Here is a 26,166-nt window from a genome sequence, read left to right as displayed (position 1 = left end):
GGTCGCGCGCGAGCCGGGTGGGTCAGATCTCGGTGCGGAGGTCGGTCGGGCCGTCATCCTCGAGGCTCGACGCGGCGGCCGGGTCATCCTCGGGTGCGAGGTCGCCCTGCCCGGCCTCGCCGAGCTCCGCCTCGATGGGGTCTTCGCCCTGCGTGTCGGGCTGGTCGATGTCGCCCGCGTGGGTGTCGACGGCGGGGACCTCGCTGCCGTCGATGCCGTCGGTCTCGGCGGCCATGGGCTCGACGCCGGGCGTTTCGGGTTCGATGGTGGAATCGCGGTTCATGGCATGTCCTCCGGTCTGGTCGGTCGCTCCAGCCTCGCCCACGCCGGCGTCGCCGTGCAGGCGCTTGACGGTCCGCTCGTCAGCGGGTACGGCCTACGATGGGCGGACGGATCGAGCGGGAGGATGCCGGTGGCCCACGAGGTACGGATCGTCTACTGCACGCAGTGCAACTGGCTGCTGCGCGCCGCGTGGGTGGCGCAGGAGCTGCTGTCGACCTTCCAGGACGAGCTCACCGGCGGCGGTGTCACGCTGGAACCGGGCACCGGCGGGATCTTCGAGGTGCACGCCGACGGCGACCGGGTCTGGTCGCGCAAAGACGACGGCGGCTTCCCCGACATCGTGGCGCTCAAGCGCCTGGTGCGCGACCGCATCGCCCCCGGCCGCGTCCTCGGGCACGCCGACCGCGCCGCCCGCTGACGGCCCCGCGCCCGCAGTTCGCGCCGCGCACGCCCGGTTCGCGCCGCCGCAACCGGGGATCCGGCCCGAAACCGGGGGCAGCGGCATCCGTCTCACCGCGTTCCCCCGGTCTCACCGCGCACGCCCGGTCTCGCCGCACATCCCCGGTCTCGCGAGGGCGTCAGTCGACCCGGACGACGATCTTGCCGCGGGTGTGGCCTTCTTCCAGCGAACGGTACGCATCGGCGGCGTCGTCGAGGGTGAACGTCGCGCTGCGCTCGACCAGAGCTCGCCCGCGGCAGCGAGCTCTGCCAGATGCGCCAGCTGCTCCGGATTCGGTCGCACCCACACGTAGTCGCCCCCGAAGTCGGTGCGGGCACGCGGGTCCGCGATCGAGACGACGTGGCCGCCGTCACGCCGCAGCGCGCCGGTCGAGTCGAGCGAATCGCCGCCGGCGAAGTCGAGGATCACGTCGTATCCGTCCGGCACGAGTGCGCGCGCGGCATCCACCAGGCCGTCGCCGTAGGCGACGGGCTCGGCGCCGAGTTCGCGCAGGTAGTCGTGGTTCGCCGGCGATGCGGTGCCGATCACGCGCGCGCCCGCCCGGACCGCGAGCTGGACGGCGAACGACCCGACGCCTCCGGCCGCGCCGTGGATCAGCACCGTGTCGCCCTCGCCGAGGCCGGAGCGCTCGACGCTCTGGAGGGCCGTCAGGCCCGTGAGCGGGATCGCGGCCGCGTCTTCGAACGACAGAGCCTCGGGTTTGCGGGTCGCCGTGCGCACGGGCACCGCGACGTACTCGGCGAGCGTGCCGCCGCGCACGACGTCGGTGCGGGCGTACGCGAGGATGGCGTCGCCTTCCTGGAACTCCGGGGTGTCCAGGCCGGGCTTCTCGACGATGCCCGCCACGTCCCATCCCGGGACGGCGGGAAGCGCGGTGTCGATGAGCCCCTCGAGGTAGCCCTCGCGGATCTTGTAGTCGACCGGATTGATGCCGGCCGCCACGACCCTGACGAGCATGGTGTCGGGTCCGATGTGGGGGGTGTCGATGTCGGTGAGTTCGAAGCGGTCGGCGCCGCCGAACTCGCGGTAGACGAGTGCCTTCATGCGTCGGGCCAACCGGTCGCGTCGGCGACATATTCCTCGCCGGACGCGATGGAGGACCAAGATGGTGCCATGGATGCCGCGCCCTCACTGCTGACCGAGATGCCCGATCCGCAGTTCGTCATGTCGCCCGAGGGTCACCGCATCGCCACCTACACATGGGGGGATCCCGACGCCGAGCCGGTGCTCTGCGTGCACGGCTTCTCGTCGAGCTGCCGCGACAACTGGGTGAGCACCGGGTGGGTGCGCGACCTGACGCGCGCCGGCTTCCGCGTCGTGGGTGTCGACCAGCGGGGGCACGGCGCGAGCGACAAGCCGCACGACCCGCGCGACTACTCGATGGACGCCCTCGTCGGCGACCTTCACATCGTCCTCGACACGTACCTGATCGACGCGGTCCGCTACGCCGGATACTCGCTCGGCGCGCGCGTCGGCTGGCAGTTCGCCGTCGATGCGCCGGGACGCGTGACGAGGGCTGTGCTCGGCGGCATCCCGGACGGACGTCCGCTCGCGCGGCTGCAGCTCGAGCAGGCGCGCGCCTACGCCGACGACGGCACGCCGGTCGAGGATCAGGTCACCCGCAACTACATCACCCTGGCCGAGCGGGTTGCCAGCAACGATCTGCGGGCGCTCGTCGCGCTAGGCGAGGGGATGCGGCAGGGCGACGCCGATCCTGATCCCGAGAATCCGCCGCTGCAGCCGATCCTCTTCGCCACCGGCAGCGAGGACGCCATCCTCGAGCGCTCACGGGGCCTGGCGGCCGCGACCCCGAACGGCACGTTCGTCGAGATCCCCGACCGTCACCACTTCAACACGCCCGGGTCACGCGTCTTGCGCGCCGAGGCCGTGGAGTTCTTCCAGGCCGGCTGACCCTCGAGCTCAAGCCCGAGCCCGAGCCCGAGCCCAAGCCCCGCCGCTCGGCCCCGCGGGGCGCCCGGATCACGTGTTCTCGCCGAGGGCACCCGTCCCATGCGTGCAGGACGTGTCATCTCGGCCACATCACGTGTTCGGGATGCCGGGCCCGGCGCCAGCCCTCAGGGCCCCGCCGCCTCGGCGCCGCACGTCCGGTCGGCGACGCCCTCGAAGGTCGGCACCGCTCGCTCGGCGGCCTCGGACGCTGAGGTCACGGCGCCGTTCTCGGCGATGTCGGCGATCAACCACTCCATCTCGGCGATCTCGCGGCGCTGAGCGGCGCTGATCTCCTGAGCGAGTTCGCACACCCGCACATCGGCGAGCTGAGAGCGCTCGGATCGGGTGATGGCAAGGGAATGGTGGGGGATCATGCCCCGCATGAAGGCGGTCGAATCCACGGTCGCCTGGCTGCGGTCCAAGGCCACCCCGCCGCCGATCATCAAAATGCTGATGACCACGATCGCGATGTTGACCTTCGTGCTCTTGTACATCCCCAGCATCCAGGCGAGCATGATCAGCCCCATCGTGCCGCCCATGGTGAGAGCCATGAACACGCGACTCTGGCTGAACTGCACGTGACCCCACTCCCACGATCCGAGGAACATCGCGGCGTACATCACCACCATGCTCGTCAGGATGGCGGCTGCGAAGCGCAGGTACATCCCGCGCTGTCGATGCTTCTCGTCCGGCTCGGCGCCGTGATGGCTCGGCTGAGACATGTCGGTTCCTCCGTCCACGTTTGCGAAGCCTGGACCGTACCCCGAGCAACGCGGCGCACGCATCGGGGTTGACAGCCCGCCCACGCTCGTCCAGCTGGACGAGCTCCCCTCTGACCTGCCTTTCACGGCCACGACTTAGACTGGAGGCCTCCCGTCTTCTTCCGCAGGAACGCTCGTGACCGCAACGCCTTCTTCTCGCACTTTCGACGTGCGACACGTGCAGTTCGGCCGAGCCCTCTTCGCGGCGATCGCGGCGGTCATGATCACCTTCTCGCCCGATCACTCCGCGCCGGTGGGCCTGGCGGTCTTCGGCGGCTTCGCCGTCGCGACGGGCCTCATCTGGATGCTGTCGCTGTGGCTGGTCTTCCCTGCCGGACGACGGGCGCCGGCACTCCTGCTCGGACTCCTCACGCTGGTCGCGGGCATGCTGAGCGGCATCCCCACCCTCCGCACCGACACCGGCTTCTTCGTCGTCGTCATCGCGTGGGCCCTGCTCTCCGGCCTCGTCGAGGCGCTCGCCGGCTGGCGCGAGCTGCGCGGTCGCACCCGCCCGGCCGACGCCGCGCCTCGTCGCGGTGCGGTCGCTCCGTGGGTGAGCGCCGCCGGTGAGGCGCCGCAGGCGCCGCGTGCCGAGTCGCGCGACGGGGTGACGGTCGGCATCCTCTCGCTCGTCCTGGGCATCGCGCTGCTGTTCGTCCCCGCCGGCTACGCCCTCGACTACACGATCGCCGAGGCCGGCCAGTCGTTCACCCTCACCGGGATCACCATCGCCGTCGGCGTCTTCGGCGGGTACGCCGCCATCGTCGCGGTCTACCTCGCGATCGCCGGCTTCACCCCGCGCGCCGACTCGGGTGACCCGGCCGCCGCGTCCCCGACCGTCGCCGCGCACCCGGATGCCGCGACGGCTACCGCGAGCGAGGGCGTCCGCGCCTCCGCCGACCCGAAGGACACCCCGTGACCGACGACCGCCCCACCCGCCGCGACCTCATGAAGCCCGTGCAGCTGCTCGGGTTCGCCTTCGTCGCCGCCGCGTTCGCGGGCGTCGTCACCCTCGTGTCGATGGGCTTCTTCCAGCAGCGGACGGCTGACGAGGCGCAGAGCGCGCTCGTCCTCGCCCTCGTCGTGGCCGGCATCTCGTTCATCGCCGTCCTGCTGATCATGGCGCTTCTGCTGCTCGCGGTCGATCCCGCGCAGGTCGCGAAGACCGTCGACAAGCCGGTGCTTCTTCCTGACGAGGACGACGAGCCGGATGCCGGAACCCCCGGCATCCGCAAAAGCTGACGCCGGGGGTTCCGAGACTCGCTATCAGACGCCGAAGCCGACGCGGTCCACGCGACGGTGGTAGCGCATGCCGGCCATGCCGCCGAGGACCGCAGCGGCGAGTGTCACGATCGCCGCGCCGATGGCGGTGAGGATGCCGGTGGTGGTGGCCGTCTCGGCGCTCACCGGGATGCGGGGGAAGCCGCCGAGGTTGGCGAGGATGTCCCACTGGCTGCCGCCGAGCGCGGTGATGATGGCGATCACGATCGCGATGACGACCGCCCACAGCCAGACGGCGACACCCTGCTTCGCCCCGCTGAACCGCGCCATGCGACCGGCGACGTAGCCTCCGGCGAAGTAGGCGATGAACAGCACGAGGGCGATCGCGATGGCGCCGATGATCGTGGCGGCGGTGGGGTTGGCCTCGGCCGCGGCGGCCGCGTCGTCGACGGCCTCGGGGTTGCCGAGTCCCAGCGCGCCGCCGATCGCGGCGACCAGGGCGGTGAGGAGGATGGCGGCGCCCATGGCGGTGAGCCACCCGAAGAAGGCGGATCCGAACTTCATCCCGCCGAACTTCTCGCGTTCACGCTGCAGGACATCGTGCTGGACAGCGGCGGCGGTCGCGGCATCCCGGTCGGTGTCGTAGGCCCGGGTCACCGGCTCGTCGTGCGCGCGTCCGTCGCGCAGGTCGCGATCGCGGACGTTGTCGTCGTGGACCCGTCCGTCGCGGGAGTGCTCGTCATGGACGCGCCCGTCACGGACGGGCTCGTTGCGGACGGGTTCGTTGCGCACGGGCTCGTTGTAGTCGGGACGATCGGAGGAGGGCGTGCGGTTGTCGGTCATATCTGGACGCTAGGGGACCGCGGTCGTGCCGCTCACCCCCGTTGCCAGCACGGCGAAGGGGGCGTACCCTGTGGACCCGTCCCCCGGGCAGGCGCGCTCTTCGGCGCGCCGATCTGCCGCCGGGAGCACGTCTCAGCGCCCGCTCCCGACGCACGTCTCAGCGCAGCGTGTCGACCAGCGACCCGGCTACGCCGACGTACCCCGCGGGGGTCAGTGCGAGCAGGCGCCGCTTCGCGTCGTCGCCGATGTCGAGACCCTGCACGAACTCGGCCAACTCGGGCCCTGCGACCCGGCGGCCGCGGGTGAGGTCCTTCAGCAGCGCGTACGGGTCGGTGATGGCCGACCGGCCGGCGGTGATCTCGGCGCGCACCACGGTCTGGATGGCCTCGGCCAGAACTTCCCAGTTGGCGTCGAGATCGGCGTCGAGCACGTGCTGGGCGAGGGAGATCTCCCCGAGGCCGCGCGTGAGGTTGTCCAGGGCCAGCAGCGAGTGCCCGAGCGCCACGCCGATGTTGCGCTGCGTCGTCGAGTCGGTCAGGTCGCGCTGCAGACGCGAGGTCACGAGAGTCTGCGACAGGGTCGCGAGCAGCCCGCCGGCGATCTCGAGGTTGGCCTCGGCGTTCTCGAACCGGATCGGGTTGATCTTGTGGGGCATCGTCGACGACCCGGTGGCCCCGGCGACCGGGATCTGCGAGAAGAACCCGAGCGAGATGTACGTCCAGATGTCGGTGGCGAGGTTGTGGAGGATGCCGCCCGCGTGACGGATGCGGTCGTAGAGCTCGACCTGCCAGTCGTGCGACTCGATCTGCGTGGTCAGCGGATTGAACCCCAGCCCCAGCGACTCGATGAACTCGCGTGAGACGAGCGGCCAGTCCACCGTCGGGTCGGCTGCGAGGTGCGCCGACCAGGTGCCGGTCGCCCCCGAGAACTTGGCCAGGTGATCGGATGCCGCAACCTGCGCCGCGACGCGCTGCAGCCGCCAGGCGAAGACGGCGAGCTCTTTGCCCATCGTCGTCGGGGTGGCCGGCTGCCCGTGGGTGCGCGACAGCATGGGTGCGTCGCGGTGCTTCTCGGCGAGCTTCTTGAGCGTCGCGATGACCTCGCGGAGCTTGGGCAGCCACACGTCGTGCACCGCGCGCTTGACGGTCAGGGCGTAGGCGGTGGAGTTGATGTCCTCGCTCGTGCACGCGAAGTGCGTGAGCTCGGCGATGCCGTCCAGCCCCATCTGCGTCAGACGGTCGCGCACGAGGTACTCGACGGCCTTCACATCGTGGCGGGTGACCGCCTCCTTGGCGGCGAGCCAATCGATCTCGACCTGACCGAAGTCGAGGTACAGCACGCGAAGCTGGTCCTTCTGCGACTCCGACAGCGGGGCCGTGTCGAAGAGGTACCGATCGGTGAGGGCGATCAGCCACTCGACCTCGACCTCGACGCGGGCGCGGTTGAGACCCGCCTCCGAGAGGTGGTCGGCCAGCGGCGAGACCGCCGCGCGGTAGCGGCCGTCGAGCGGGCTGAGGGGCTGCGGGGGGAGAGAGGTCACGGTGCTCCCGTCATGAGGCGCGGTGCGCGCGAGGATGCCGCCGGCATCACATCGCCGGTCGGATCGCGGGTTCGAGCTGCCGGAAGAGCGCCCGGCTCGCGCTCTCGATCATAGCGAGCACCTCGTCGAACATCCCGGGCCCCGCGTAGTAGGGGTCTGGGACGTCGAGGGTGACCGCGCCCGGATCGAACGAGAGCAGGAGCGCGATCTTGTCGGCATCCGATTCGTCGTGGGCCCAGCCGCGGAGGATCCGTTCGTGACTGCGGTCGAGGGCCACCACGAGGTCGTTGCGCGCGAAGTCCTGCTGAGTGAACTGGCGGGCGCGGTGGTGCGCACCGTCGTAGCCGCGCCGCACCAGGGCGTCGAGGGTTCGCTCGTCGGCGCGCTCGCCCACATGCCAGTCGCCCGTGCCGGCGCTGGTGGACGCCACCCGCGCACTCAGTCCCGCGGCATCCGCGACCTCACGGAAGACGACGTCCGCCATGGGGGAGCGGCAGATGTTGCCGGTGCAGACGAACACGACGCGGAAAGGTGCGACGGTGCTCAGGGTCATGAGGACCATTGTGTGCACACCCGGGCCGGGTTTACAGGGGTTTCCGTCGTCGAATCATGGCCGGGACACTCCGGGGCGGGAAAAAGTTCACGAGACTCTCATGTTGGCGCTCTTCTGGCGCGTCGCGGCCCTCGCCTAGCGTGGCCGATGGGGGTCGGTCGGCCTCCGTTCCCACGAGGAGGATCCGTGCACCGTCCTGCCCGAAAGGCCGCTGTCCTCGCGACAGCTGCCGCCCTCGCCGTGACGGCTCTCGTCGCGCCCGCCGCTGCCGCGGCCGAGCCCGTCGAACCGTTCATCAGCGAGTACATCGAAGGATCGTCGAACAACAAGGCGATCGAGATCTACAACCCCACCGCGGCGCCCATCGACCTTGCGGCGGGGGAGTACGCGATCAGGCAGTACTCCAACGGAAGCGCATCGGCGGGCCTCACCCTGAACCTCGCCGGCACCCTCGCCCCCGGCGACGTGTACGTGGTGGCGCACTCGTCGGCGGTCGCCGCGATCCGCGACCAGGCCGACCAGACGACGGGCTCCGGCCTGTTCAACGGCGATGACGCGGTGGCCCTCGTGAAGGGCGGAGCGTTCGTCGACGTGATCGGCCAGATCGGCGTCGACCCCGGCACCGAGTGGGGAAGCGGTCTGACCTCCACCGCCGACAACACCCTTCGTCGCAACGCCGACATCTGCGTCGGCGACCCCGACGGCAGCGACGCGTTCGACCCGGCCGCGCAGTGGCAGGGCTTCGCGACCGACACGTTCGACCGCCTCGGCGCCCACGCGGCCCAGTGCGGCGACATCGTCCCGACCGACCCGACCGTCGTCATCAACGAGTTCTCGGCCTCGACCGCCGGCACCGACGTGGAGTTCATCGAACTCCTCGCCACGGGAGGCGCCGACCTCACCGGCTACGCGGTGCTGCAGCTCGAAGGCGACGCGTCCTCGCCGATAGGCACCCTCGACTCCATCACGACGTTCGGCGCCGCCGACGCCGACGGTCGCGCGACGGCGGACCTCGCGGCGAACACGCTCGAGAACGGCACCATCAGCCTGCTGCTGGTCACCGGCGACCTTCCGACAGTGGGCACCGACCTCGACGCCAACGACGACGGCACCATCGACGAAGGCTTCGGCTTCACCGTCGTCGACGCCATCGCCGTGAACGACGGCGGCGCGGGCGACCTCACCTATGGCGGCACCACTCTCGGCGTGGCCTACGACGGCCGGCCCTTCGCACCGGGTGGCGCCAGCCGCATCCCCGACGGCACCGACACCGACACGACGTCGGACTGGGTGCGCAACGACTTCGACCTGGCCGGCATCCCCGGTTTCACCGGCACCCTCGTCGACGGCGAGGCCGTCAACACCCCCGGCGCCGCGAACACCACCGAGGTCTCGACCGACCCGGGCACGGGCGTCGCGGACTGCGAGGCGACCGTCGTGACGATCGGCTCGGTGCAGGGCCCCGGTGACACGTCGCCCGTCGTCGACACCACCGTCCGCATCGAGGGCGTCGTGACCGGCGACTTCCAGGCCGGCGGCTTCAGCGGCTACTTCGTGCAGGATGCCGGAGACGGCGACCCGGCGACGTCGGACGCGATCTTCGTCTACGCTCCCGGCGGCGACGAGGTCGCCCCGGGCGACGCCGTGCACGTCATCGGCGAGGTCACCGAGTTCGACGGCCTCACCGAGATCGTCGCGGATGATGTCGCGATCTGCGCCGTTGGAGCGGAGCTGCCTGCGGCCACAGAGCTGGTGCTGCCCGTCGCGCCCGAGGACTACGAGCCGCTCGAGGGCATGCGGGTGACGCTGCCCCAGACGCTGTCGATCCTCGAGTACTTCGAGTTCGGCCGCTACGGCACGATCGATGTCGGCCTCGACCGGCAGATGACCCCGACCGCCGTCTTCGAGCCCGGCTCGCCCGAGGCGGACGAGCTCACCGAGCAGAACCTGCTCGAGCGCATCACGATCGACGACGGCCGCAGCGCGCAGAACCCCGACCCGGCGATCCACCCGAACGGCGAGGAGTTCACCCTCGAGAACTCGTTCCGCGGCGGCGACACCGTCACCGACGTCACCGGCATCCTCGACTACCGGTTCGACACGTGGGCGATCCAGCCCACGCAGGGCGCCGACTTCGCCGTCGAGAACCCGCGACCCGAGGTGCCCGACGTCGGCGGGGACGTGACGGTGGCGAGCTTCAACGTGCTCAACTACTTCACGACGCTGACGTCGGAGGACTCCGACGCCCGCGGTGCCGACACGGCCGAGGAGTTCGAGCGTCAGGAGGCGAAGATCGTCGCCGCGATGCGCGAGATCGACGCCGACGTGTTCGGGCTCATCGAGATCGAGAACAACGGCACCGCCGTCGCCACCCTCACCGAGGCCCTCAACGACGCCATCGGCGAGGAGGTCTACGGGTACGTCGACACCGGCCTCGTCGGAACGGACGCGATCACCACAGCGCTGGTCTACAAGACCGCGACGATGGAACCGGTCGGGGACTTCGCCCTGCTCACCGAGGCCGTCGACGAGCGCTGGCTCGACGACAAGAACCGGCCCGCTCTCGCACAGACGTTCGCCGAGGTCGAGTCGGGCGAGACGGTGACCGTCGTGGTCAACCACCTCAAGTCCAAGGGATCATCGTGCTCCGATGTCGGCGACCCCGACACCGGCGACGGCCAGGCCAACTGCGCCGGCGTCCGCACCGACGCCGCCGCCGCGATGGTGGACTGGCTGGCCGGAGACCCCACCGGTCAGGGCGCGGGTCGTGAGCTGATCATCGGCGACCTCAACTCGTACGACAAGGAAGACCCGATCGACGTGCTCGTCGACGCCGGGTACACCGACCTCATCTACGAGTACGAGGGCGAGAACGCCTACTCCTACGTGTTCGACGGGCAGCTCGGCTACCTCGACTACGCGCTGGCGGGCACCGACCTGATCGAGGACGTGACCGGCGCGGCCGTGTGGCGCATCAACGCCGACGAGCCGAGCCTCATCGACTACGACATGTCGTTCAAGCAGGACGCCCAGGACGCGCTGTTCGCGCCCGATCCGTACCGATCGAGCGACCACGACCCGGTTCTGGTGGGCCTCGAGCTGACCGCTCCCGACACGACGGATCCGACGATCACCGCCACGGCTTCGCCCGGCGTGATCTTCCCGCCGAACAACAAGGAGCGACGTGTCACGATCGACATCGACGCGGCGGACGACAGCGGCGAGGTCACCGTCGCCCTGACCGACACCTCGGTGTCGGGGTCGCGGAAGGCCGCGGTGGAGCAGATCGACGACACGACCTTCGAGGTCGTCGCGGCGAACAAGGCGGTGTACACCTTCGAGTACACCGCGACGGACGCCGCGGGCAACACCGCGACCACCACGGTCACGGTCCAGGTCGCACCGCCGGGGCTCCTCGCTCCGCAGTGACCGACTGAGTGCGGGAGGCATCGGCTCCTCCCCAACCCGGGCCGCGGACCTGTCTCGACACAGGTTCGCGGCCCGGGGCCTTTCCACCCCGCCGCGGCGCACACGATGGGTGCATGACCCTCGCGTATTGCTCGTCCACCGCGTCGGCGGCGGCATCCGCTCATGTCGACCTGCAGATCGCGCTCGGCGAGCTCGAGAAGGTGCTCGACCGCCTGCTCGACGCCGTGTCGGGAACGTGGTCGCTCGCCGCCGACACGGACTGGCAGGCGCGTGCGGCCCGCGAGTTCCACGCGCAGGCCGACGTGTGGGCGAACGACGCGGTGGCGCTCACCGGCGTCGGCGACACGGCCCGTCACGAGGCGCGACGGGCGCGCGACCACGCCGGACTCCTCGCCTGGAGCTGCCCGTGACAGAGGGGATCGAACTGCGCGGGGGCGGGGCGATCGCCGTCGACACCGAGACCCTCCGCCGCACCGCAGCTCGATTCGACGCGACGGCGAGCGAGCTCGACGCGGTGTGCGCTCAGCTCGGACCCGTGCAGCTGCTGCTTCTGGAACACCGCGGGCTCGCCTGGGCGGCGGCGGCGGCATCGTCGGCGCTCGGCCTCCGCATCCGCGAAGTGAGCGACACCGCGGCACGGCTGGCCGAACGGCTCCGGGCGGCGGCGGCGATCTACGAGCTGGTCGAGCTGAACGCCCGGCACCAGGCGGCCTTCTTCGCCGGAGACGCGGCCGCGATGGAGCGTATCGACGCGCGGCGTGCGCAGATCATGGCCGCCGACCCCGACGCGATGGAGGCCGCGCGCGGATTCGAGGCCGGCCGCGCGGTCATGTGGCCGGCCCACCTGGTGCGGCAGTCCACTGAATTCGGCCAAGACGTCGGGAGCGTCTTCGGGATGGCCGGAGGCGTCATCGGCGGGGTGGGCGTGGGCGGATTCGTGCTCGGCACGGCGGCGACGGTCGGCATCGGCGGCTGGGGCCGCATCTCGCGCGACGCGCGACTCACCGGTCCGCCGCCACCGGTCGCCCTCGTCGCCGCGCCCGCCGTCGCGGCGACGTCTCCGACCGGCCTTCGCTCGGCGGCCGAACGGATGCCTCAGGGCGGCGATGCGCGGGTCCGGGTGGAGCGGTACACGATGGCCGACGGCTCCCGGCAGTACGCGGTGTACGTCGCCGGCACACGGTCGCCGACGCTCGGCGGCGCGGACCCGTGGGACGCGAAGTCGAACGTGCAGCTGTATCGCGGCGAGCGGTCGGCGTCGTACCAGGCGACCGTCGAGGCGCTCGAGGCGGCGGGTGCCCGCCCCGGCGACGCCGTTCACGCGTTCGGGCACTCGCAGGGCGCGATGATCACGTCGCATCTCGCGCTCGAGGGCGATTACGACGTGCGCACGCTGGTGTCGTACGGGTCACCTGTCGAAGCCGATGTGTCGGCATCGACGCTGAACGTCTCGATCCGTCACACGGACGACCCGGTGAGCGCCCTCGCGGGGGGCGGGCACATGGGTGGTGTGGGCGGTCCGGGCAGCCTGATCGCCGAGCGGGAGTTCCACCCCTCGGCCGACGCGGCCGATCTGCGTGTGCCGGCGCACAGTCTCGCGAGCTACGCCGAGACCGCCGAGCTCGTCGATTCGTCCGCGGACCCGCGCGTCGGCGCGGTGCACGACGTGTTCGACGAACTCGGGCGGGCCGTCGACGTCGACGCGGTGGAGTACGCCGCGACGCGGGGGTAGGTCAGTCCTGCTTCTTGGGACGTAGGAACAGGCCGAAGACCCAGTTGATGAGCGTGATGATGAGGGCGGCCACGACTCCCCACCAGAAGTCCTCAACCCGCAGCCCGAAGCTCCAGAACTCTGTGATCCACCCGGTGAGCCACAGCAGGAAGGCGTTGATGATGAGGCCGATCAGCCCCAGCGTGAGGATGTACAGCGGAAAGGCGAGCACTTTGATCACCGTGCCGATGAGGGTGTTCACCAGCGCGAAGATGAGGGCGACCAGCAGCAGGGTGAGCACCAGCTGCAGGGTGTCGCCGGGCTCGAAGGGGATGACCGAGACCTGGAGCGGATCGATGAGGGTGACGATCCAGATCGCGAACGCGTTCACGACGATGCGGAGAAGGAGTCCCATGTGGGCAGTTTCCCAGCGCCCCGGCCGCCGCGCAATCAGCCGCGCGGAGGGGCCGCGTTGTGAGATCTTCGGCCAGCGGGGGTCGGGACCGGGCTCGTAGACTCGGCTCGTGACCGCGCAACCCGGCCCCGTGCCCCCTGACCGTCCGGCATCCGGCATCCCCGTGCGGGTCCGTCCCGAGATCGCCGCGCTCCCGCCCTACAAACAGGGCCGTCAGGCCGGCGCCGAGGCGTTCAAGCTCTCGAGCAACGAGAACCCGTTCGAACCGCTGCCCGGTGTCGTCGAGGCCGTCGCCGCGGCATCCGCGTTCAATCGCTACCCCGACGCCACCGCCGGTCGCCTGCGGGCGCGCCTGGCCGAGCGGTTCGGGGTGACGGACGAGGGCGTGCACGTCGGAGCAGGAAGCGTCTCGATCCTCGCCCAGCTCGTACAGGCGACCTGTTCTCCGGGCGACGAGGTGATCTTCGCGTGGCGCTCGTTCGAGGCGTACCCATGGCTGGCCGTGCTGGCCGGGGCGAAGCCGGTGATGGTGCCTCTGGCCGAGGGGGCGCGTCACGACCTCGACGCCATGGCCGACGCGGTCACCGATCGCACCCGCGCGATCATCGTCTGCACCCCGAACAACCCCACCGGTCCCATCGTCACGCAGGCGGAGTTCGACGCGTTCGTCGAGCGCGTCCCGGGCGACGTGCTCGTGATCCTCGACGAGGCCTACGCCGAGTTCGTGACCGACGCCACCGCGGTGAACGGCCTTCGCGAGCCGGGCGGGCCCCCGCGCGCGAACGTCGTGGTGCTGCGCACCTTCTCCAAGGCGTTCGGGCTCGCAGGTCTGCGGGTCGGCTACGCGGTCGGGCACCCCCGTGTGCTGGATGCCGCCCGCAGCACGAGCATCCCGCTGTCGGTGACCGGGCAGGCCGAGACGGCGGCTTTGGCGAGCCTGGACGCGGAGTCCGAGCTGCTGGGGCGCGTGGCCGTCGTCGCGGAGCGACGCGATCGCCTGGCGGCGGGCCTCCGCGACATCGGGTGGGCCGTGCCCGAGGCGCAGGGGAATTTCGTGTGGCTCCCCACGGCCGGCGACACCGTGGAGGTCGCGCAGGCGTTCGACGAGGCGGGCCTGATCGTGCGCGCGTTCGCCGGTGACGGCATCCGGATCTCGGTCGGTGAGGAGGAGGCTGTCGACAAGGTCCTACGAATCGCGGCATCCGTTGTGAGCGACCTCCCAGAGGCCCATCGGGCGAGGGGCTAGCGTGGAACGGTGACCCCGCCTGAGATCTCGGCCCCCGCCGACGCAGCGGCACCCTCGGACGACCCGCGCCTCGTGCGCGTGCTCGCCGCGGACGGCTCGTTCGCCCCGTCCGCCGCCGCCGAGCCCTACCTGTCGGTCATCGACGGGCTCGCCGACGCCGAGCTCGAGGGCCTGTACCGCGACATGGTGATCATCCGCGCCTTCGACCGCCAGGCCACGAACCTCCAGCGGCAGGGGCAGCTGGCCCTGTGGCCGCCGAGCCTCGGGCAGGAGGCCGCGCAGGTCGGCTCCGCCCGGGCCGCGCGCACGCAGGACCACCTCTTCCCCTCTTACCGCGAGCACGTCGTGACGCGCATCCGGGGTGTCGACGGCATCGACATCATCCGGCTCATGCGCGGCCTCACTCACGGCGGCTGGAACCCGTTCGACCCGAAGAACGGCAACACGCACCCGTACACGCTGGTCCTCGGCGCGCAGACCCTCCATGCGACCGGATTCGGCATGGGGCTGGTGTTCGACGGACGCTGCGGCACCGGCGATCCCGAGCGGGACGAAGCCGTCATCGTGTACTACGGCGACGGGGCGTCCAGCCAGGGAGACGTCCACGAGGCGATGGTCTTCGCCGCCAGCTACAACACCCCCGAGGTGTTCTTCCTGCAGAACAACCAGTGGGCGATCTCGGTGCCCGTCGCCACGCAGTCGCGCTCGCCGCTGTACCGGCGCGGCGACGGCTACGGCATGCCCAGCATCCCCCTCGACGGAAACGACGTGCTCGCCAGCTACGCCGTCACCCGCGTGGCGCTCGACGAGGCCCGCGGTGGTGCCGGCCCCCGCGCGATCGAGGCCATGACCTACCGCATGGGGGCGCACACGACCAGCGACGACCCGACGAAGTACCGCACCTCGGACGAAGAGGAGAGCTGGGCCGGCCGCGACCCGATCGCGCGCATGGCGGCGTACCTGCGGGGGCGCGGCGCGAGCGATGCGTTCTTCGCAGGGGTGGATGCCGATGCCGACGCCGTGGCGGACGATGTGCGCGTGCGCACGACCGAACTCGGCGGACTCGACCGCGACGTGATCTTCGAGAACGTCTACTCCGAGCCGCACCCGCGCGTCGACGAGCAGCGGGCGTGGCTCGCCTCGTACGAGGCGTCCTTCGACGAGGGGAGCGCCTCGTGAGCGACGTCACGACGATGCCGCTGAGCCGTGCGATCAACGCGGGCCTGCGTGCCGCCCTCGCCGACAGCGACCGCGTCCTGCTCATGGGCGAGGACATCGGGCGCCTGGGTGGCGTGTTCCGCGTCACCGAGGGGCTGCAGGCGGAGTTCGGCGAGCGACGCGTCCTCGACACGCCCCTTGCAGAGTCCGGCATCGTCGGCACCGCGATCGGGCTGGCCATGACCGGCTTCCGGCCGGTCGTCGAGATCCAGTTCGACGGGTTCGTCTTCCCCGCTTTCGACCAGATCACGTCGCAGCTGGCCAAGATCACGTACCGGCACGAGGGCGCCCTGCAGATGCCTGTCGTCATCCGCATCCCCTACGGCGGTCACATCGGGGCGGTCGAGCATCACCAGGAGAGCCCCGAGGCGTACTTCACGCACACCCCGGGCCTGCGGGTGGTGAGCCCGTCCACTCCGAACGACGGGTACTGGATGATCCAGCACGCCATCGCCTCGCCCGACCCGGTGATCTTCCTCGAGCCCAAGAGCAAGTACTGGTTCAAGGGCGAGGTCGACACCGCCGCGCCGGCGCTGGCGCTGCACGCCAGTCGCGTCGTGCGCCGCGGCACCGACGTGACCCTCGTCGGCCACGGCGCGATGGTGCACACGCTGCTGCAGGCGGCCGCCGTCGCCGAGGGCGAGGGCACGTCGTGCGAGGTCATCGACCTGCGGTCGCTCTCGCCGGTCGACTACGGCCCGATCCTCGACTCCGTCCGGCGCACCGGCCGCATGGTCTACGCGCAGGAGGCGCCCGGATTCACCTCGCTGGGCAGCGAGATCTCGGCCACGGTCATGGAGCAGGCGTTCTACGCGCTCGAGGCGCCGGTGCTGCGCGTATCGGGCTTCGACACCCCGTTCCCGCCCGCGAAGCTCGAGGGCACCTACCTGCCGGACGCCGACCGGGTCCTCGAAGCCGTCGATCGAGCGCTCGCCTACTGAACCCGTCACCGGATGCGCCACCGATCCCGCAGAGCGATCCCGCAGAGGAGATCTTCATGAGCACGCAGACCTTCGTCCTCCCCGATGTCGGCGAGGGCCTCACCGAGGCCGAGATCGTGTCGTGGCGGGTCGCGCCCGGCGACACGGTGGCCGTCAACGACGTGCTCGTCGAGATCGAGACGGCCAAGTCGCTCGTCGAGCTGCCGTCTCCCTTCGCCGGCACGGTGGGCGAGCTGGTGGCGGCCGAAGGTCAGACGGTGAACGTCGGCGCACCGATCATCACGATCGAATCGGCACCGGATGCCGCGGCCCAGCCCGCGACGATCGGTCAGAGCGAGCATGGTGAACCCGCCGAGCCCGCCACGCCCGAGGGCGACGGGGCGGTGCTGGTCGGCTACGGGACCGGCGGACACGTCCAGTCCCGCCGCCGCAAGCCGGCTCCGAGCGCCACCGAGCGCGTCGCATCCTCGGTCGGGGTGATCGCGAAGCCCCCCATCCGCAAGCTCGCGCGCGACCTCGGCGTCGACCTGGCCGCGGTGTCGCCCACCGGCCCCGCAGGAGAGGTGCTGCGCGCGGACGTCCTCGGCCACGCCTCGCAGGCCAGCGTGTTCCGCAACATCCAGACACCCGAGTGGGGGGACGTCCGCGAGGAGTCCATCCCGGTCGGGGCGCCGTCGTCGCGGGGAGGCGCCCCCGCGGCGCCCGCCGCCCCACAGCCGTCCGCCGCGGCATCCGTCTCGTCGGGTCCGCCGGCGTCCGCCGACTCCGACCGTGAGGAGACGATCGCGGTCAAGGGCGTGCGCAAGGCCACGTCGTCCGCGATGGTGCAGTCCGCCTACACCGCCCCGCACGTGTCGGTGTGGACCGACGTCGACGCCACGCGCACGATGGAGCTCGTCAAGCGGCTGAAGGCGTCGCCCGACTTCGCAGACGTCAAGGTCTCGCCGCTGCTCATCATGGCCCGCGCGGTCATCTGGGCGGCGCGGCGCACCCCGATGGTGAACGCCGCGTGGGTCGAGAGCGAGGCCGGCGCCGAGATCCGCGTGCGCCGTTACGTCAACCTCGGGATCGCGGCGGCGACCCCGCGCGGCCTTCTCGTCCCGAACATCAAGGACGCCCAGGACCTGTCGATGCGCGACCTCGCTCGCGCGCTCGAGCGCCTCACCCTGACCGCGCGCGAGGGCAAGACCTCGCCGGCCGATCAGCAGAACGGCACGATCACCATCACCAACATCGGCGTGTTCGGCATGGACGCCGGAACCCCGATCATCAACCCCGGAGAGTCGGGCATCGTCGCACTCGGCACCATCCGTCAGAAGCCGTGGGTGGTCGACGGCGAGGTGCGCCCGCGCTGGGTGACGACGGTCGCGGGATCGTTCGACCACCGCGTCATCGACGGTGACGGCATGTCGCGCTTCATCGCCGACGTCGCGTCGATCCTCGAGGAGCCCGCGCTGCTGCTCGACTGAACCACCCCCTTTGGTTTGAGAACGATTATCAATACCGCTATTCTGGGCGCATGCCCGCACGTCATCGCGTCTCGACGATCCTCGGCTTGACCGCCGCCGCCTCCCTCGCTCTCGCCGGATGCGCCTCCGGCACGGGCCCCGCGAGCGGGGACGCCGCAGACGGTGCGATCGCGGTCGTGGCGTCGACGAACGTGTACGGCCAGCTCGCCGAGGAGGTCGGGGGCGACCTGGTCGAGGTCACCTCGATCGTCGACTCCGCCTCGCAGGACCCGCACTCGTTCGAGCCCAGCGCCCGCGACCAGCTGACCGTCGCCGACGCGCAGCTCGTCATCGAGAACGGCGGCGGGTACGACGCCTTCATCGACGCCCTCCTGGAGTCCAGCGGCAGCGACGCCCATGTCATCACGGCGGTGGAGTTCTCGCACTCGTGGCCCGAGAACGCCGGCCACGAGGACGAGCACGCCGAGGACGAGCACGCCGAGGACGAGCACGCCGAGGAAGAGCACGCTGAGGAAGCGCACGCGGACCACGGCCACGTCGAGGGCTTCAATGAGCATGTCTGGTACGACCCCCACACCATGGGCTATGTCGTCGAGGAGATCGCGGCCGAGCTCGCAGAGCTGAGCCCCGACGACGCCGAGACGTTCAGCGCCAACGCCGACGCACTCCTCGCTGAGATCGAGGGACTCGAGTCCGAGCTCGCCCAGCTCGAGTCCTCCGTCGGCGGCGCCCAGGTCTTCGTGACCGAGCCCGTGTCGGTGTACCTCGCCGCAGCGGCCGGTCTCGACATCGTCACGCCGGATGCGTTCAGCGAGGCCGTCGAGGAGGGGCAGGACGTTCCCCCCGCGACGCTGCTCGAGGCGCTCACCCTGCTGCGCGACGGCGAAGTGGACGTGGTGATCGCCAACGCGCAGACCGGTGGCGCCGAGACCACGCAGGTGCTCGACGAAGCCGAAACCGCATCCATCCCGGTCGTCGAGTTCGCAGAGACCCTTCCCGAGGGCCAGACTTACATCTCGTGGATGCAGGAGAACATCGCAGCGCTCGGCGAAGCGCTCGAGGCGTGACGGACGCCGCTCCCCTCGAGATCCGCGGGGCGGGACTCCACCGCGAGGACCGCGAACTCTGGAGCGGGCTCGACCTGACCGTCGAGCCCGGCGAGCTCATCGCCGTTCTGGGGCCCAGCGGCTCCGGCAAGACGACCCTGCTGCGCGCCATCCTCGGCCTCGAGCAGCTGAGCACGGGAACCATCACCGCCCTCGGCGAGCCCGTGCACCGCAAGGGCAATCGCCGGATCGGCTACATCCCCCAGCAGCGTCCGCTGCCGCGCGAGACCGCTCTGCGCGGTCGCGATCTCGTGCGCCTGGGCGTCGACGGCCACCGCTTCGGACCGCCGCTCCCGCGTCGAGGCGACGCCCGCCGGGTCGATGAGCTCATCGCCGCGGTCGGCGCGCAGGACTTCGCCGATCGGCCGGTCGGCCTGCTGTCCGGCGGCGAGCAGCAGCGCCTCCGCGTGGGGCAGGCCCTGGCCGACGACCCGCGTCTGCTGCTGTGCGACGAACCGCTCACGAGCCTCGACCTCGCCAACCAGCGCGCCGTCGTGAACCTCATCGACCGCCATCGCAAGAACACCGGAGCGGCCGTCCTGCTCGTCACCCACGACATCAACCCCGTCCTCGGCAAGGTCGACCGCATCCTCTACCTCGCCGGCGGACGGTTCACCCTCGGCAAGCCCAAGGACGTCCTCACCTCGCAGGTGCTCACCGACCTGTACGGCGCTCCGGTCTTCGTGCTGCGCGCCGGCGACCGCCTGGTCGTCGTGGGCGCCCCCGACGCCGAGGCCTCCCACCATCACCACGAGGGACACCTGTGAACTGGGACGAGATCGGCGACGCCATGTTCGGGGGCCTCCCCGTCTACGGCGAGATCCTCGCGCTCGTGTCGAATTCGGTGTGGGCGGGCGCGGTCCTCGGCCTCGTCGGCGGACTGATCGGCGTGTTCGTCATCCAGCGGGACATGGCCTTCGCGGTGCACGGCATCAGCGAGCTGTCGTTCGCCGGCGCCGCGGCCGCGCTGCTGATCGGCTTCGATGTCGTCACCGGCTCCATCGTCGGATCCCTCGTCGCTGCCGCCCTCATCGGCTGGTTCGGGGCGAGGGCCCGCGAGCGCAATTCGATCATCGGCGTGCTCATGCCCTTCGGTCTGGGCCTCGGCATCCTCTTCCTGTCGCTCTACGACGGCCGCAGCGCCAACCGCTTCAGCCTGCTCACCGGGCAGATCGTCTCGGTGCAGAGCGGACAGCTCGGCTGGCTGATCGGCATCGGCGCTGTCGTTCTGCTCGGGCTGGTGCTCGTGTGGCGGCCCCTGCGCTTCGACTCGCTCGACCCCCAGGCCGCGGCCGCCCGCGGCGTCCCCACGACCGCGGTCTCGCTGACGTTCATGCTGCTGCTGGGGCTCATCGTCGCCGTCGCCGTCCACATCATCGGCGCGCTTCTGGTGATGGCCCTGCTCGTCACGCCCGCCGCAGCGGCGATGCGCGTCGCGTCGGGCCCGGTGTCGGTTCCCGTGCTGTCCGCCCTGTTCGGCTTCGTTTCGGCGGTGGGGGGCATCCTGCTCGCGATCGCCGGCACGCTCCCGGTCAGCCCGTACATCACGACGATCTCGTTCGCGATCTACCTCGTCTGCCGCGCGGTGGGCTCGCGTCGCGGCCGGTACGCGCGCGCCTCCGAGAACGCGTGAGCACCACCTCGCTCCCAGGAACCTGATCAGGACGCGCCGGTAGACTCCCCGCCATGGCTCAGCGCAACACCTGGCAGCGCGAACGCGTGCGCGAAGCGCTCGCCGGCGCGCCCGGGTTCGTCAGCGCCCAGGCTCTGCACGCGACACTGCGCGACGAGAACACCGGCATCGGACTCGCCACCGTCTACCGCGCACTCGCCGGACTCGCCGCACAGGGCGACGCCGACTCTCTGCAGAGCCCCGAGGGCGAATCGCTCTACCGCGCGTGCACCAGCACCGGCCACCATCACCATCTGATCTGCCGCTCCTGCGGGCTCACCGTCGAGATCGCCGCGACCGACGTCGAAGAGTGGGCGCAGCGCACCGCCGCGACCCACGGCTTCCGCGACGCCGAGCACATCGTCGACATCTTCGGGCTGTGCGCCGCGTGCTCCCAGGCACCCGTGACCGACGCGGCCGAGAAGCGTGACGCGGACTGACCCGCCCCGCACCGCGCGCCTGGATCCGACTCCGACGGCGCGCGCGTTCGCCGCACTGGGCATCGGTGCGGCGGTCATCGCCGTGCTGTTCGTGCTCGACGCGTTCGCTCCGGCACTGTTTCCAGCGCCCCTGTCGACCCGCACGCAGGACGGCCTCACCCTCGCCATCAGCGTGCTCATCGAGTCGCTGCCCTTCGTGGCGCTCGGCGTGGTGCTGTCGATCGTCGTGCAGGTGTGGGTTCCTCCGGGCGTCATCGAGAGATGGATGCCGCGCCGGGCGTGGGCGCGCCGCGCGGTCCTCTCGCTTCTGGGCATGTTCATCCCGGTCTGCGAGTGCGGCAACGTGCCGTTCGCCCGCGGCCTCCTGATGCGCGGGTTCACCGTCTCCGAGACCCTGTCGTTCCTCATCGCGGCGCCCATCGTCAACCCCATCGTCATCATCACCACCCACCAGGCGTTCGGCTTCGACGACGGCATCCTGGTGGTGCGCCTCATCGGCGGGTACCTGATCGCCAACCTCATCGGGTGGCTGTACAGCCGGCATCCCTCGCCCGACGCCCTGCTCACCGACCGCTTCCGTGACACGTGCGCACTCGTCACCCACGAGCCGGGCAGCCGCTGGCGGCGCACCCTCGCCCAGTTCGTCGTCGAGCTGCGCGCGGTCATGCCGGCCCTCGTCATCGGCTCGGCGATCGCAGGTGCGGTCCAGGTGCTCGTGCCGCGCGAGGCGCTCCTGGCGATCGGCTCGAACCCCGCCCTGTCGATCGTGGCGATGATCGCGCTGGCGATGGTGGTGTCGATCTGCTCGAACGTCGACTCGTTCTTCGCGCTGTCGTTCGCATCGACCTTCACGCCGGGCTCGATCGTGGCGTTCCTGCTGGTCGGGCCGCTCGTCGACGTGAAGATGCTCGCGCTGCTGCGGACGACCTTCACGACGCGCACGCTTGCGGGCATCGTCGTCGTGGTCGTCCTCGCCGCATTCGCGATCGGGACGGGGGTGAACCTCGTTGTCTAGGCGTCACGCGCTCGCCACCCGCTGGCTCGGAGTGGGGCTGTCGACAGTCATGGCGGTCGTCACGATCTCGCTCGCGCTCACCGGTCGTCTCGGTCTCTACATCAACCCGGACTCGACCTGGTTCGCCATCTCGATGTCGGTCCTCGTCGTCGTCGGCGCGGTCGCGTCGTTCGCGCTGCCGCTCGGCGCCGAAGAAGACCACGGGCACGACCACGGCACGCCCGCCTCGCATGACGACTCGCCGGGCGAGGCCCACGGACACACGTACCCGACGACGAAGCTCGGCACCGTCGCCACGGTCACCGGCGGCGCCCTCGCGTCGGGTGTCGTGCTGCTGACCCTGCTGCTGCCGCCGGCATCGCTGTCGGCCGAGCTCGCGATCTCACGCGACGTCGGCGCACCGCCGCTGTTCGCCGGATCGGATGCCGTCACACTGGCCTCCACCGGCGACACGGCGTCGTTCGGGGTCGGGGAGTGGTCGGCGGTGTTCGCCACCTCGACGAATCCCGAGGCGTTCGACGGCGAGACGGTCGAGCTCACCGGCTTCGTCACGCCCGGTGAGGACGGCGACTTCGACCTCAGCCGCCTGGTGATCACCCACTGCGTCATCGACGCCCAGTCGGCGAGCGTGCCGGTGAGCGCCGACGACGTGCCCTCGACCGGTCAATGGGTCACGGTGACCGGAACCGTCCGGTCGACCTCCGACGGCCGGCTCACGATCGACGCGACGGAGCTTGCGGTGATCGACGAGCCCGAGGACCCGTATGAGTACTGACGGCTCGACCCGGCGCGCTCAGACACGGAGCCGCCGCGGACGCGCCTTCGCCGCGAGCTTCGGCCTCGTGGTCGGTGTGCTCGCGGTGCTCAGCCTCATCGGCGCGGTGATCACGGTGATCCAGGGGCCGCGGGTCTCGAGCGTGCAGGTCGATGCCGAGGCGGCGGTCGCGGCATCCGGTTCGCGTCTCATCTTCACGACGTCGCAGTCGCTCGCCGAGGTCGACCCTGCGCAGGTCACGGTCGAGCCCGCGACGCCGTTCGCCGTCGACACCTCGGGTCGCAGCGTCGGCATCCGCTTCACCCTTCCGCTGTGGGACGAGACCGAGTACACGGTGCGCATCGACGGTGTCACCGGGGTGGGCGGGGGTCCGGACGCGTCGCTCGAGCACACGTTCCGCACGCCGGCCACGCAGACGCACCTGCTCCAGCGGGGCGCGGATGAGGACGTCGTGTTCTCGACCGATCTCGGCGGTGAGAACGGGGTGCCGGTGTTCCGGCATCCGCACATCGAGGACTTCCGCACGACGGCGGGTCATCTGATCGTGTCGGTGCGCACCGACGACGACCGGGCGGCACTGATCGTCACCGATCTGGACGGCGGGAACGCTCGCGATGTGGAGCTCCCGGGCGACGGCTTCGTCTCGGCGCTGCAATCGGCCGACCGCGGCGAGCTCGTCGGCTTCGTGTTCTCGGACGCCGATCTCGGTGCCGACGGCGGACGCGAGAGCGAGCTGTTCACGGTCTCGCTCGCGGACGACGCGCTCGAGCCGCGGGCCGTGGCTCCGTCGGGCGCCGACCCGCGTGTGGCGGAGTGGCGGTTCGTGCCCGACACCGACAGCATCCTGCTGCTGTCGTTCGACGGATCGCTGCTGCTCACCGGGTCCGAGGGTGAGAACGCGACGTCGCTGGGGAACGCGCTGTCGATCCAGGGCATCGCGCGCGGCTCGTCGGTCGCGGTCGTCGAGCGGCTCGAGAGTCTCGTGGCGATCGATCTCACGGATGCCGGTGAGGAACCCGTCGTCGACGCCGAGCCGTCCCTCGGTCCCCTCGACTCCCTCACGCCGCTGCCGGACGGCGGGACCATCCGCTCCGCCGCCGTGCTCGAGGACGACGTCCCGACCGGCGAGACCGCGATCGCGGTGGTGGCCCCCGACGGTGCTTCCGAGGTTGTGTACCAGGCGGCATCCACCGAAGCGGTGCTGCAGACGTGCGTCTCGCCCAGCGCGCGGTATCTGAGCGTCCTCGTCGCCCCGGATGTCGTGGACAACCGCTACGACACGTACCTGCTGCCGCTGCCCGAGCGGCTCGAGACCCGCGTGCTCGACCTCACGACGGGCGATGAGGTCGTCGCCCTCGCCGGCTCTTCGATCTCGTGGTGCCAGACCCCGCCCCAGTAGGCGGGACCCGATCGGCGGCGAAGACTATCGCCGCGGAGTTCTAGACTGCTCGCCATGTCTGCGCCGCCTCTTGTGCCCGCGACGCGGGAGCAGCTGAGCGCGCTTCCGCTCGAGGTCGCACCACGACTGCTGGGCGCGCACCTGTCGACCGTCGTCGACGGCGAGCACGTCACCGTGCGGCTCACCGAGGTCGAGGCATATCACGGGCGCGGCACCGGCGAGGTGCCCGACCCCGGGTCGCACGCGCGGATGGGACCCACAGCCCGCAACGCCACGATGTGGGGCGAGCCGGGCCATCTCTACGTGTACCTGAGTCACGGCATCCATTCGTGCGTGAACGTCGTATGCGGGCCCGACGGGGTGGCCGGCGGTGTGCTGCTGCGCGGGGGCGAGATCGTCGAGGGCCGGGATGCCGCCTTCCGGCGTCGCCCGGCGGCGCGGCGTCCGATCGACCTCGCCCGGGGTCCAGGTCGCCTCGGCGACGCGGTCGGCCTGCGGCATCCGATCCACGACGGCATCGACGCCGTCACCGGGGAGGAGCGCGCAGGCGCCGTCGCGCGCCTTCACCTTCGGCGGGAGCCGCTGGAGCGCGTCGCGACAGGACCTCGGGTCGGGGTCGCCGGTGTGGCCGGCGGCGAGACGTTCCCGTGGCGGTTCTGGATCCCGGACGAGCCGACCGTGTCGGTGTTCCGCTGGGGGCGGGGCGCAGGGCCGTCGGGGGCAGGCGGCGCAGGGGGCGGGGCAGCTCCCGTGCTAGACTGACTCTTTGTCTGCGCGCACTCCAGCACGCAGTTCGCGTTTCGTCTCTCTTCGTTCGCTCCACGACCGGTGTTCCGGGCGTGGGTGACGTGTGCGACGAGATGCAGACAAGGGATCTTGGGTGGGGCCGTCCGGCTCCACGGTACTAGGGAGAAATCACTATGGCAGCAGTGTGCCAGGTGACTGGAGCAGTTCCCGGCTTCGGTCACAACATCTCGCACTCGCACCGCCGGACGAAGCGTCGCTTCGACCCGAACGTGCAGAAGAAGACCTACTTCGTTCCTTCGCTCGGTCGCAAGATCACGCTGAACGTGTCGGCCAAGGGCATCAAGGTCATTGACGTCCGCGGCATCGAGTCGGTCGTGAAGGACCTGATCGCGAAGGGTGTGAAGCTCTGATGGCCAAGAAGGCTCAGGACGTCCGTCCGATCATCAAGCTGCGTTCGACCGCCGGCACGGGGTACACCTACGTGACGCGCAAGAACCGCCGCAACAACCCCGACCGCATCGTGCTGAAGAAGTACGACCCGGTCATCCGCAAGCACGTCGAATTCCGAGAGGAGCGCTGATCCATGGCCAAGAAGAGCAAGATCGCGCGCAACCAGCAGCGCCAGGAGGTCGTCGACCGCTACGCCGCCAAGCGCGCAGAGCTGAAGAAGGCGCTCGTTTCGCCGACGTCGACCGACGAGGAGCGCGAAGCCGCTCGCCTCGGTCTGCAGAAGCTTCCCAAGAACGCGTCGCCGGTTCGCCTGCGCTCGCGCGACGTCATCGACGGCCGCCCCCGCGGTGTCCTCACGAAGTTCGGCATCTCGCGTGTCCGCTTCCGTGACATGGCGCACCGCGGCGAGCTGCCCGGCGTGACCAAGTCGAGCTGGTAAGCCAGCACGCATACGGCACGGGCGAGCTGGTAAGCCAGCACGTTTCGCTTGAAGGCCCGGAGTTCCTCGGAACTCCGGGCCTTT

At 70.7% G+C, this 26,166-nt stretch carries 28 protein-coding genes and 1 pseudogene; 22 read left to right on the top strand and 7 right to left on the bottom strand.

What is annotated here, in order from left to right:
* Window positions 1-22: 22 nt before the first annotated feature.
* A complete protein-coding gene (locus tag Q9S36_RS32375) occupies window positions 23-283 on the bottom strand; it encodes a hypothetical protein (protein WP_311288926.1) in 261 nt (86 codons plus the stop codon).
* Between the two features lie 3 nt (window positions 284-286).
* Here Q9S36_RS32375 and Q9S36_RS32370 point away from each other — a divergent pair, with 3 nt between their 5' ends.
* A complete protein-coding gene (locus Q9S36_RS32370) occupies window positions 287-700 on the top strand; it encodes a SelT/SelW/SelH family protein (RefSeq protein ID WP_311288925.1) in 414 nt (137 codons plus the stop codon).
* A 160-nt stretch (window positions 701-860) separates the two neighbouring features.
* On the opposite strand, the pseudogene Q9S36_RS32360 reads toward Q9S36_RS32370, so the two are convergent.
* Window positions 861-1,786: pseudogene (locus Q9S36_RS32360) on the bottom strand (NADP-dependent oxidoreductase).
* Window positions 1,787-1,855: 69 nt separating this feature from the next.
* Between Q9S36_RS32360 and Q9S36_RS32355 the strand changes: the two are divergent.
* The gene (locus Q9S36_RS32355) at window positions 1,856-2,653 is read left to right on the top strand and encodes an alpha/beta fold hydrolase (RefSeq protein WP_311288924.1); all 798 of its coding nucleotides are present in this window, start codon (window positions 1,856-1,858) and stop codon (window positions 2,651-2,653) included.
* Window positions 2,654-2,817: 164 nt separating this feature from the next.
* On the opposite strand, the gene Q9S36_RS32350 is transcribed toward Q9S36_RS32355, so the two are convergent.
* Window positions 2,818-3,414 carry a DUF305 domain-containing protein gene (locus Q9S36_RS32350; RefSeq protein WP_311288923.1) on the bottom strand — a complete coding sequence of 199 codons (597 nt, stop codon included), beginning with the start codon at window positions 3,412-3,414 and terminating at the stop codon, window positions 2,818-2,820.
* Between the two features lie 208 nt (window positions 3,415-3,622).
* On the opposite strand from Q9S36_RS32350, the gene Q9S36_RS32345 reads away from it, so the two are divergent.
* Window positions 3,623-4,372: an acyl-CoA synthetase gene (locus Q9S36_RS32345; RefSeq protein ID WP_311288922.1), complete on the top strand. Its 750-nt coding sequence runs from the start codon at window positions 3,623-3,625 to the stop codon at window positions 4,370-4,372.
* Window positions 4,369-4,695 carry an amino acid transporter gene (locus Q9S36_RS32340; RefSeq protein ID WP_311288921.1) on the top strand — a complete coding sequence of 109 codons (327 nt, stop codon included), beginning with the start codon at window positions 4,369-4,371 and terminating at the stop codon, window positions 4,693-4,695. Before Q9S36_RS32345 ends, Q9S36_RS32340 begins: the two co-directional genes overlap by 4 nt.
* Window positions 4,696-4,719: 24 nt before the next feature.
* On the opposite strand, the gene Q9S36_RS32335 is transcribed toward Q9S36_RS32340, so the two are convergent.
* The 3 genes from Q9S36_RS32335 to Q9S36_RS32325 form a co-directional block, all read right to left on the bottom strand.
* Window positions 4,720-5,517: a hypothetical protein gene (locus tag Q9S36_RS32335; protein WP_311288920.1), complete on the bottom strand. Its 798-nt coding sequence runs from the start codon at window positions 5,515-5,517 to the stop codon at window positions 4,720-4,722.
* Window positions 5,518-5,674: 157 nt separating this feature from the next.
* Window positions 5,675-7,057 carry an adenylosuccinate lyase gene (purB, locus tag Q9S36_RS32330; RefSeq protein ID WP_311288919.1) on the bottom strand — a complete coding sequence of 461 codons (1,383 nt, stop codon included), beginning with the start codon at window positions 7,055-7,057 and terminating at the stop codon, window positions 5,675-5,677.
* A gap of 46 nt (window positions 7,058-7,103) precedes the next feature.
* On the bottom strand, window positions 7,104-7,610 hold the full coding sequence (locus Q9S36_RS32325; RefSeq protein ID WP_311288918.1) for a low molecular weight protein-tyrosine-phosphatase: 507 nt from the start codon (window positions 7,608-7,610) through the stop codon (window positions 7,104-7,106).
* Between the two features lie 186 nt (window positions 7,611-7,796).
* Between Q9S36_RS32325 and Q9S36_RS32320 the strand changes: the two genes are divergently transcribed.
* The 3 genes from Q9S36_RS32320 to Q9S36_RS32310 all read left to right on the top strand — a co-directional run bounded on the left by Q9S36_RS32320 (window position 7,797) and on the right by Q9S36_RS32310 (window position 12,771).
* A complete protein-coding gene (locus tag Q9S36_RS32320) occupies window positions 7,797-11,039 on the top strand; it encodes an ExeM/NucH family extracellular endonuclease (RefSeq protein ID WP_311288917.1) in 3,243 nt (1,080 codons plus the stop codon).
* 113 nt (window positions 11,040-11,152) lie between these two features.
* Window positions 11,153-11,449 (top strand): hypothetical protein, encoded by a 297-nt coding sequence (locus tag Q9S36_RS32315; RefSeq protein ID WP_311288916.1) that lies wholly within the window; start codon window positions 11,153-11,155, stop codon window positions 11,447-11,449.
* A complete protein-coding gene (locus Q9S36_RS32310) occupies window positions 11,446-12,771 on the top strand; it encodes an alpha/beta hydrolase (protein ID WP_311288915.1) in 1,326 nt (441 codons plus the stop codon). The genes Q9S36_RS32315 and Q9S36_RS32310 overlap by 4 nt, the downstream gene beginning before the upstream one ends.
* 1 nt (window position 12,772) lies before the next feature.
* Here Q9S36_RS32310 and Q9S36_RS32305 read toward each other — a convergent pair whose 3' ends face one another.
* Window positions 12,773-13,165 carry a phage holin family protein gene (locus Q9S36_RS32305; protein WP_251454728.1) on the bottom strand — a complete coding sequence of 131 codons (393 nt, stop codon included), beginning with the start codon at window positions 13,163-13,165 and terminating at the stop codon, window positions 12,773-12,775.
* Between the two features lie 109 nt (window positions 13,166-13,274).
* Between Q9S36_RS32305 and Q9S36_RS32300 the strand changes: the two genes are divergently transcribed.
* The 15 genes from Q9S36_RS32300 (at window position 13,275) to rpsN (ending at window position 26,082) form a co-directional block, all read left to right on the top strand.
* A complete protein-coding gene (locus Q9S36_RS32300; RefSeq protein WP_311288914.1) occupies window positions 13,275-14,411 on the top strand; it encodes a histidinol-phosphate transaminase in 1,137 nt (378 codons plus the stop codon).
* A 9-nt stretch (window positions 14,412-14,420) separates the two neighbouring features.
* Window positions 14,421-15,590 carry a thiamine pyrophosphate-dependent enzyme gene (locus Q9S36_RS32295; protein WP_396653889.1) on the top strand — a complete coding sequence of 390 codons (1,170 nt, stop codon included), beginning with the start codon at window positions 14,421-14,423 and terminating at the stop codon, window positions 15,588-15,590.
* A 14-nt stretch (window positions 15,591-15,604) separates the two neighbouring features.
* Window positions 15,605-16,570, top strand: coding sequence for an alpha-ketoacid dehydrogenase subunit beta (locus Q9S36_RS32290; RefSeq protein WP_311288956.1), 966 nt, complete (start codon window positions 15,605-15,607; stop codon window positions 16,568-16,570).
* Window positions 16,571-16,626: 56 nt separating this feature from the next.
* Window positions 16,627-18,039: a dihydrolipoamide acetyltransferase family protein gene (locus Q9S36_RS32285; protein ID WP_311288913.1), complete on the top strand. Its 1,413-nt coding sequence runs from the start codon at window positions 16,627-16,629 to the stop codon at window positions 18,037-18,039.
* Window positions 18,040-18,089: 50 nt separating this feature from the next.
* On the top strand, window positions 18,090-19,106 hold the full coding sequence (locus Q9S36_RS32280) for a metal ABC transporter solute-binding protein, Zn/Mn family (RefSeq protein ID WP_311288912.1): 1,017 nt from the start codon (window positions 18,090-18,092) through the stop codon (window positions 19,104-19,106).
* The gene (locus tag Q9S36_RS32275) at window positions 19,103-19,912 is read left to right on the top strand and encodes a metal ABC transporter ATP-binding protein (RefSeq protein ID WP_311288911.1); all 810 of its coding nucleotides are present in this window, start codon (window positions 19,103-19,105) and stop codon (window positions 19,910-19,912) included. The genes Q9S36_RS32280 and Q9S36_RS32275 overlap by 4 nt, the downstream gene beginning before the upstream one ends.
* Window positions 19,909-20,778, top strand: coding sequence for a metal ABC transporter permease (locus tag Q9S36_RS32270; RefSeq protein ID WP_311288910.1), 870 nt, complete (start codon window positions 19,909-19,911; stop codon window positions 20,776-20,778). Before Q9S36_RS32275 ends, Q9S36_RS32270 begins: the two co-directional genes overlap by 4 nt.
* Before the next feature lie 53 nt (window positions 20,779-20,831).
* Window positions 20,832-21,257: a transcriptional repressor gene (locus Q9S36_RS32265; protein WP_311288909.1), complete on the top strand. Its 426-nt coding sequence runs from the start codon at window positions 20,832-20,834 to the stop codon at window positions 21,255-21,257.
* Complete coding sequence (locus Q9S36_RS32260) at window positions 21,244-22,272, top strand: permease (protein ID WP_251454694.1); 1,029 nt, start codon at window positions 21,244-21,246, stop codon at window positions 22,270-22,272. The genes Q9S36_RS32265 and Q9S36_RS32260 overlap by 14 nt, the downstream gene beginning before the upstream one ends.
* A 49-nt stretch (window positions 22,273-22,321) precedes the next feature.
* On the top strand, window positions 22,322-23,047 hold the full coding sequence (locus Q9S36_RS32255) for a TIGR03943 family putative permease subunit (protein ID WP_311288908.1): 726 nt from the start codon (window positions 22,322-22,324) through the stop codon (window positions 23,045-23,047).
* The gene (locus Q9S36_RS32250) at window positions 23,037-24,446 is read left to right on the top strand and encodes a hypothetical protein (protein WP_311288907.1); all 1,410 of its coding nucleotides are present in this window, start codon (window positions 23,037-23,039) and stop codon (window positions 24,444-24,446) included. Before Q9S36_RS32255 ends, Q9S36_RS32250 begins: the two co-directional genes overlap by 11 nt.
* A 54-nt stretch (window positions 24,447-24,500) precedes the next feature.
* Entirely contained in the window at window positions 24,501-25,208 is a 708-nt protein-coding gene (locus tag Q9S36_RS32245) for a DNA-3-methyladenine glycosylase (RefSeq protein WP_311288906.1), read from the top strand.
* Window positions 25,209-25,366: 158 nt separating this feature from the next.
* Entirely contained in the window at window positions 25,367-25,603 is a 237-nt protein-coding gene (gene rpmB, locus Q9S36_RS32240) for a 50S ribosomal protein L28 (protein ID WP_251454689.1), read from the top strand.
* Entirely contained in the window at window positions 25,603-25,773 is a 171-nt protein-coding gene (rpmG, locus tag Q9S36_RS32235) for a 50S ribosomal protein L33 (protein WP_005051772.1), read from the top strand. The genes rpmB and rpmG overlap by 1 nt, the downstream gene beginning before the upstream one ends.
* A gap of 3 nt (window positions 25,774-25,776) precedes the next feature.
* Window positions 25,777-26,082, top strand: a complete 306-nt coding sequence (gene rpsN / locus Q9S36_RS32230; protein WP_251454687.1) for a 30S ribosomal protein S14 — start codon at window positions 25,777-25,779, stop codon at window positions 26,080-26,082.
* The last annotated feature ends 84 nt before the right edge of the window (window positions 26,083-26,166 follow it).

The organism is Microbacterium sp. ARD31 (genome assembly GCF_031844425.1).
The sequence above is the reverse complement of the archived record's forward strand: the minus strand, read 5'-3'. Positions and strand labels throughout refer to the sequence as shown.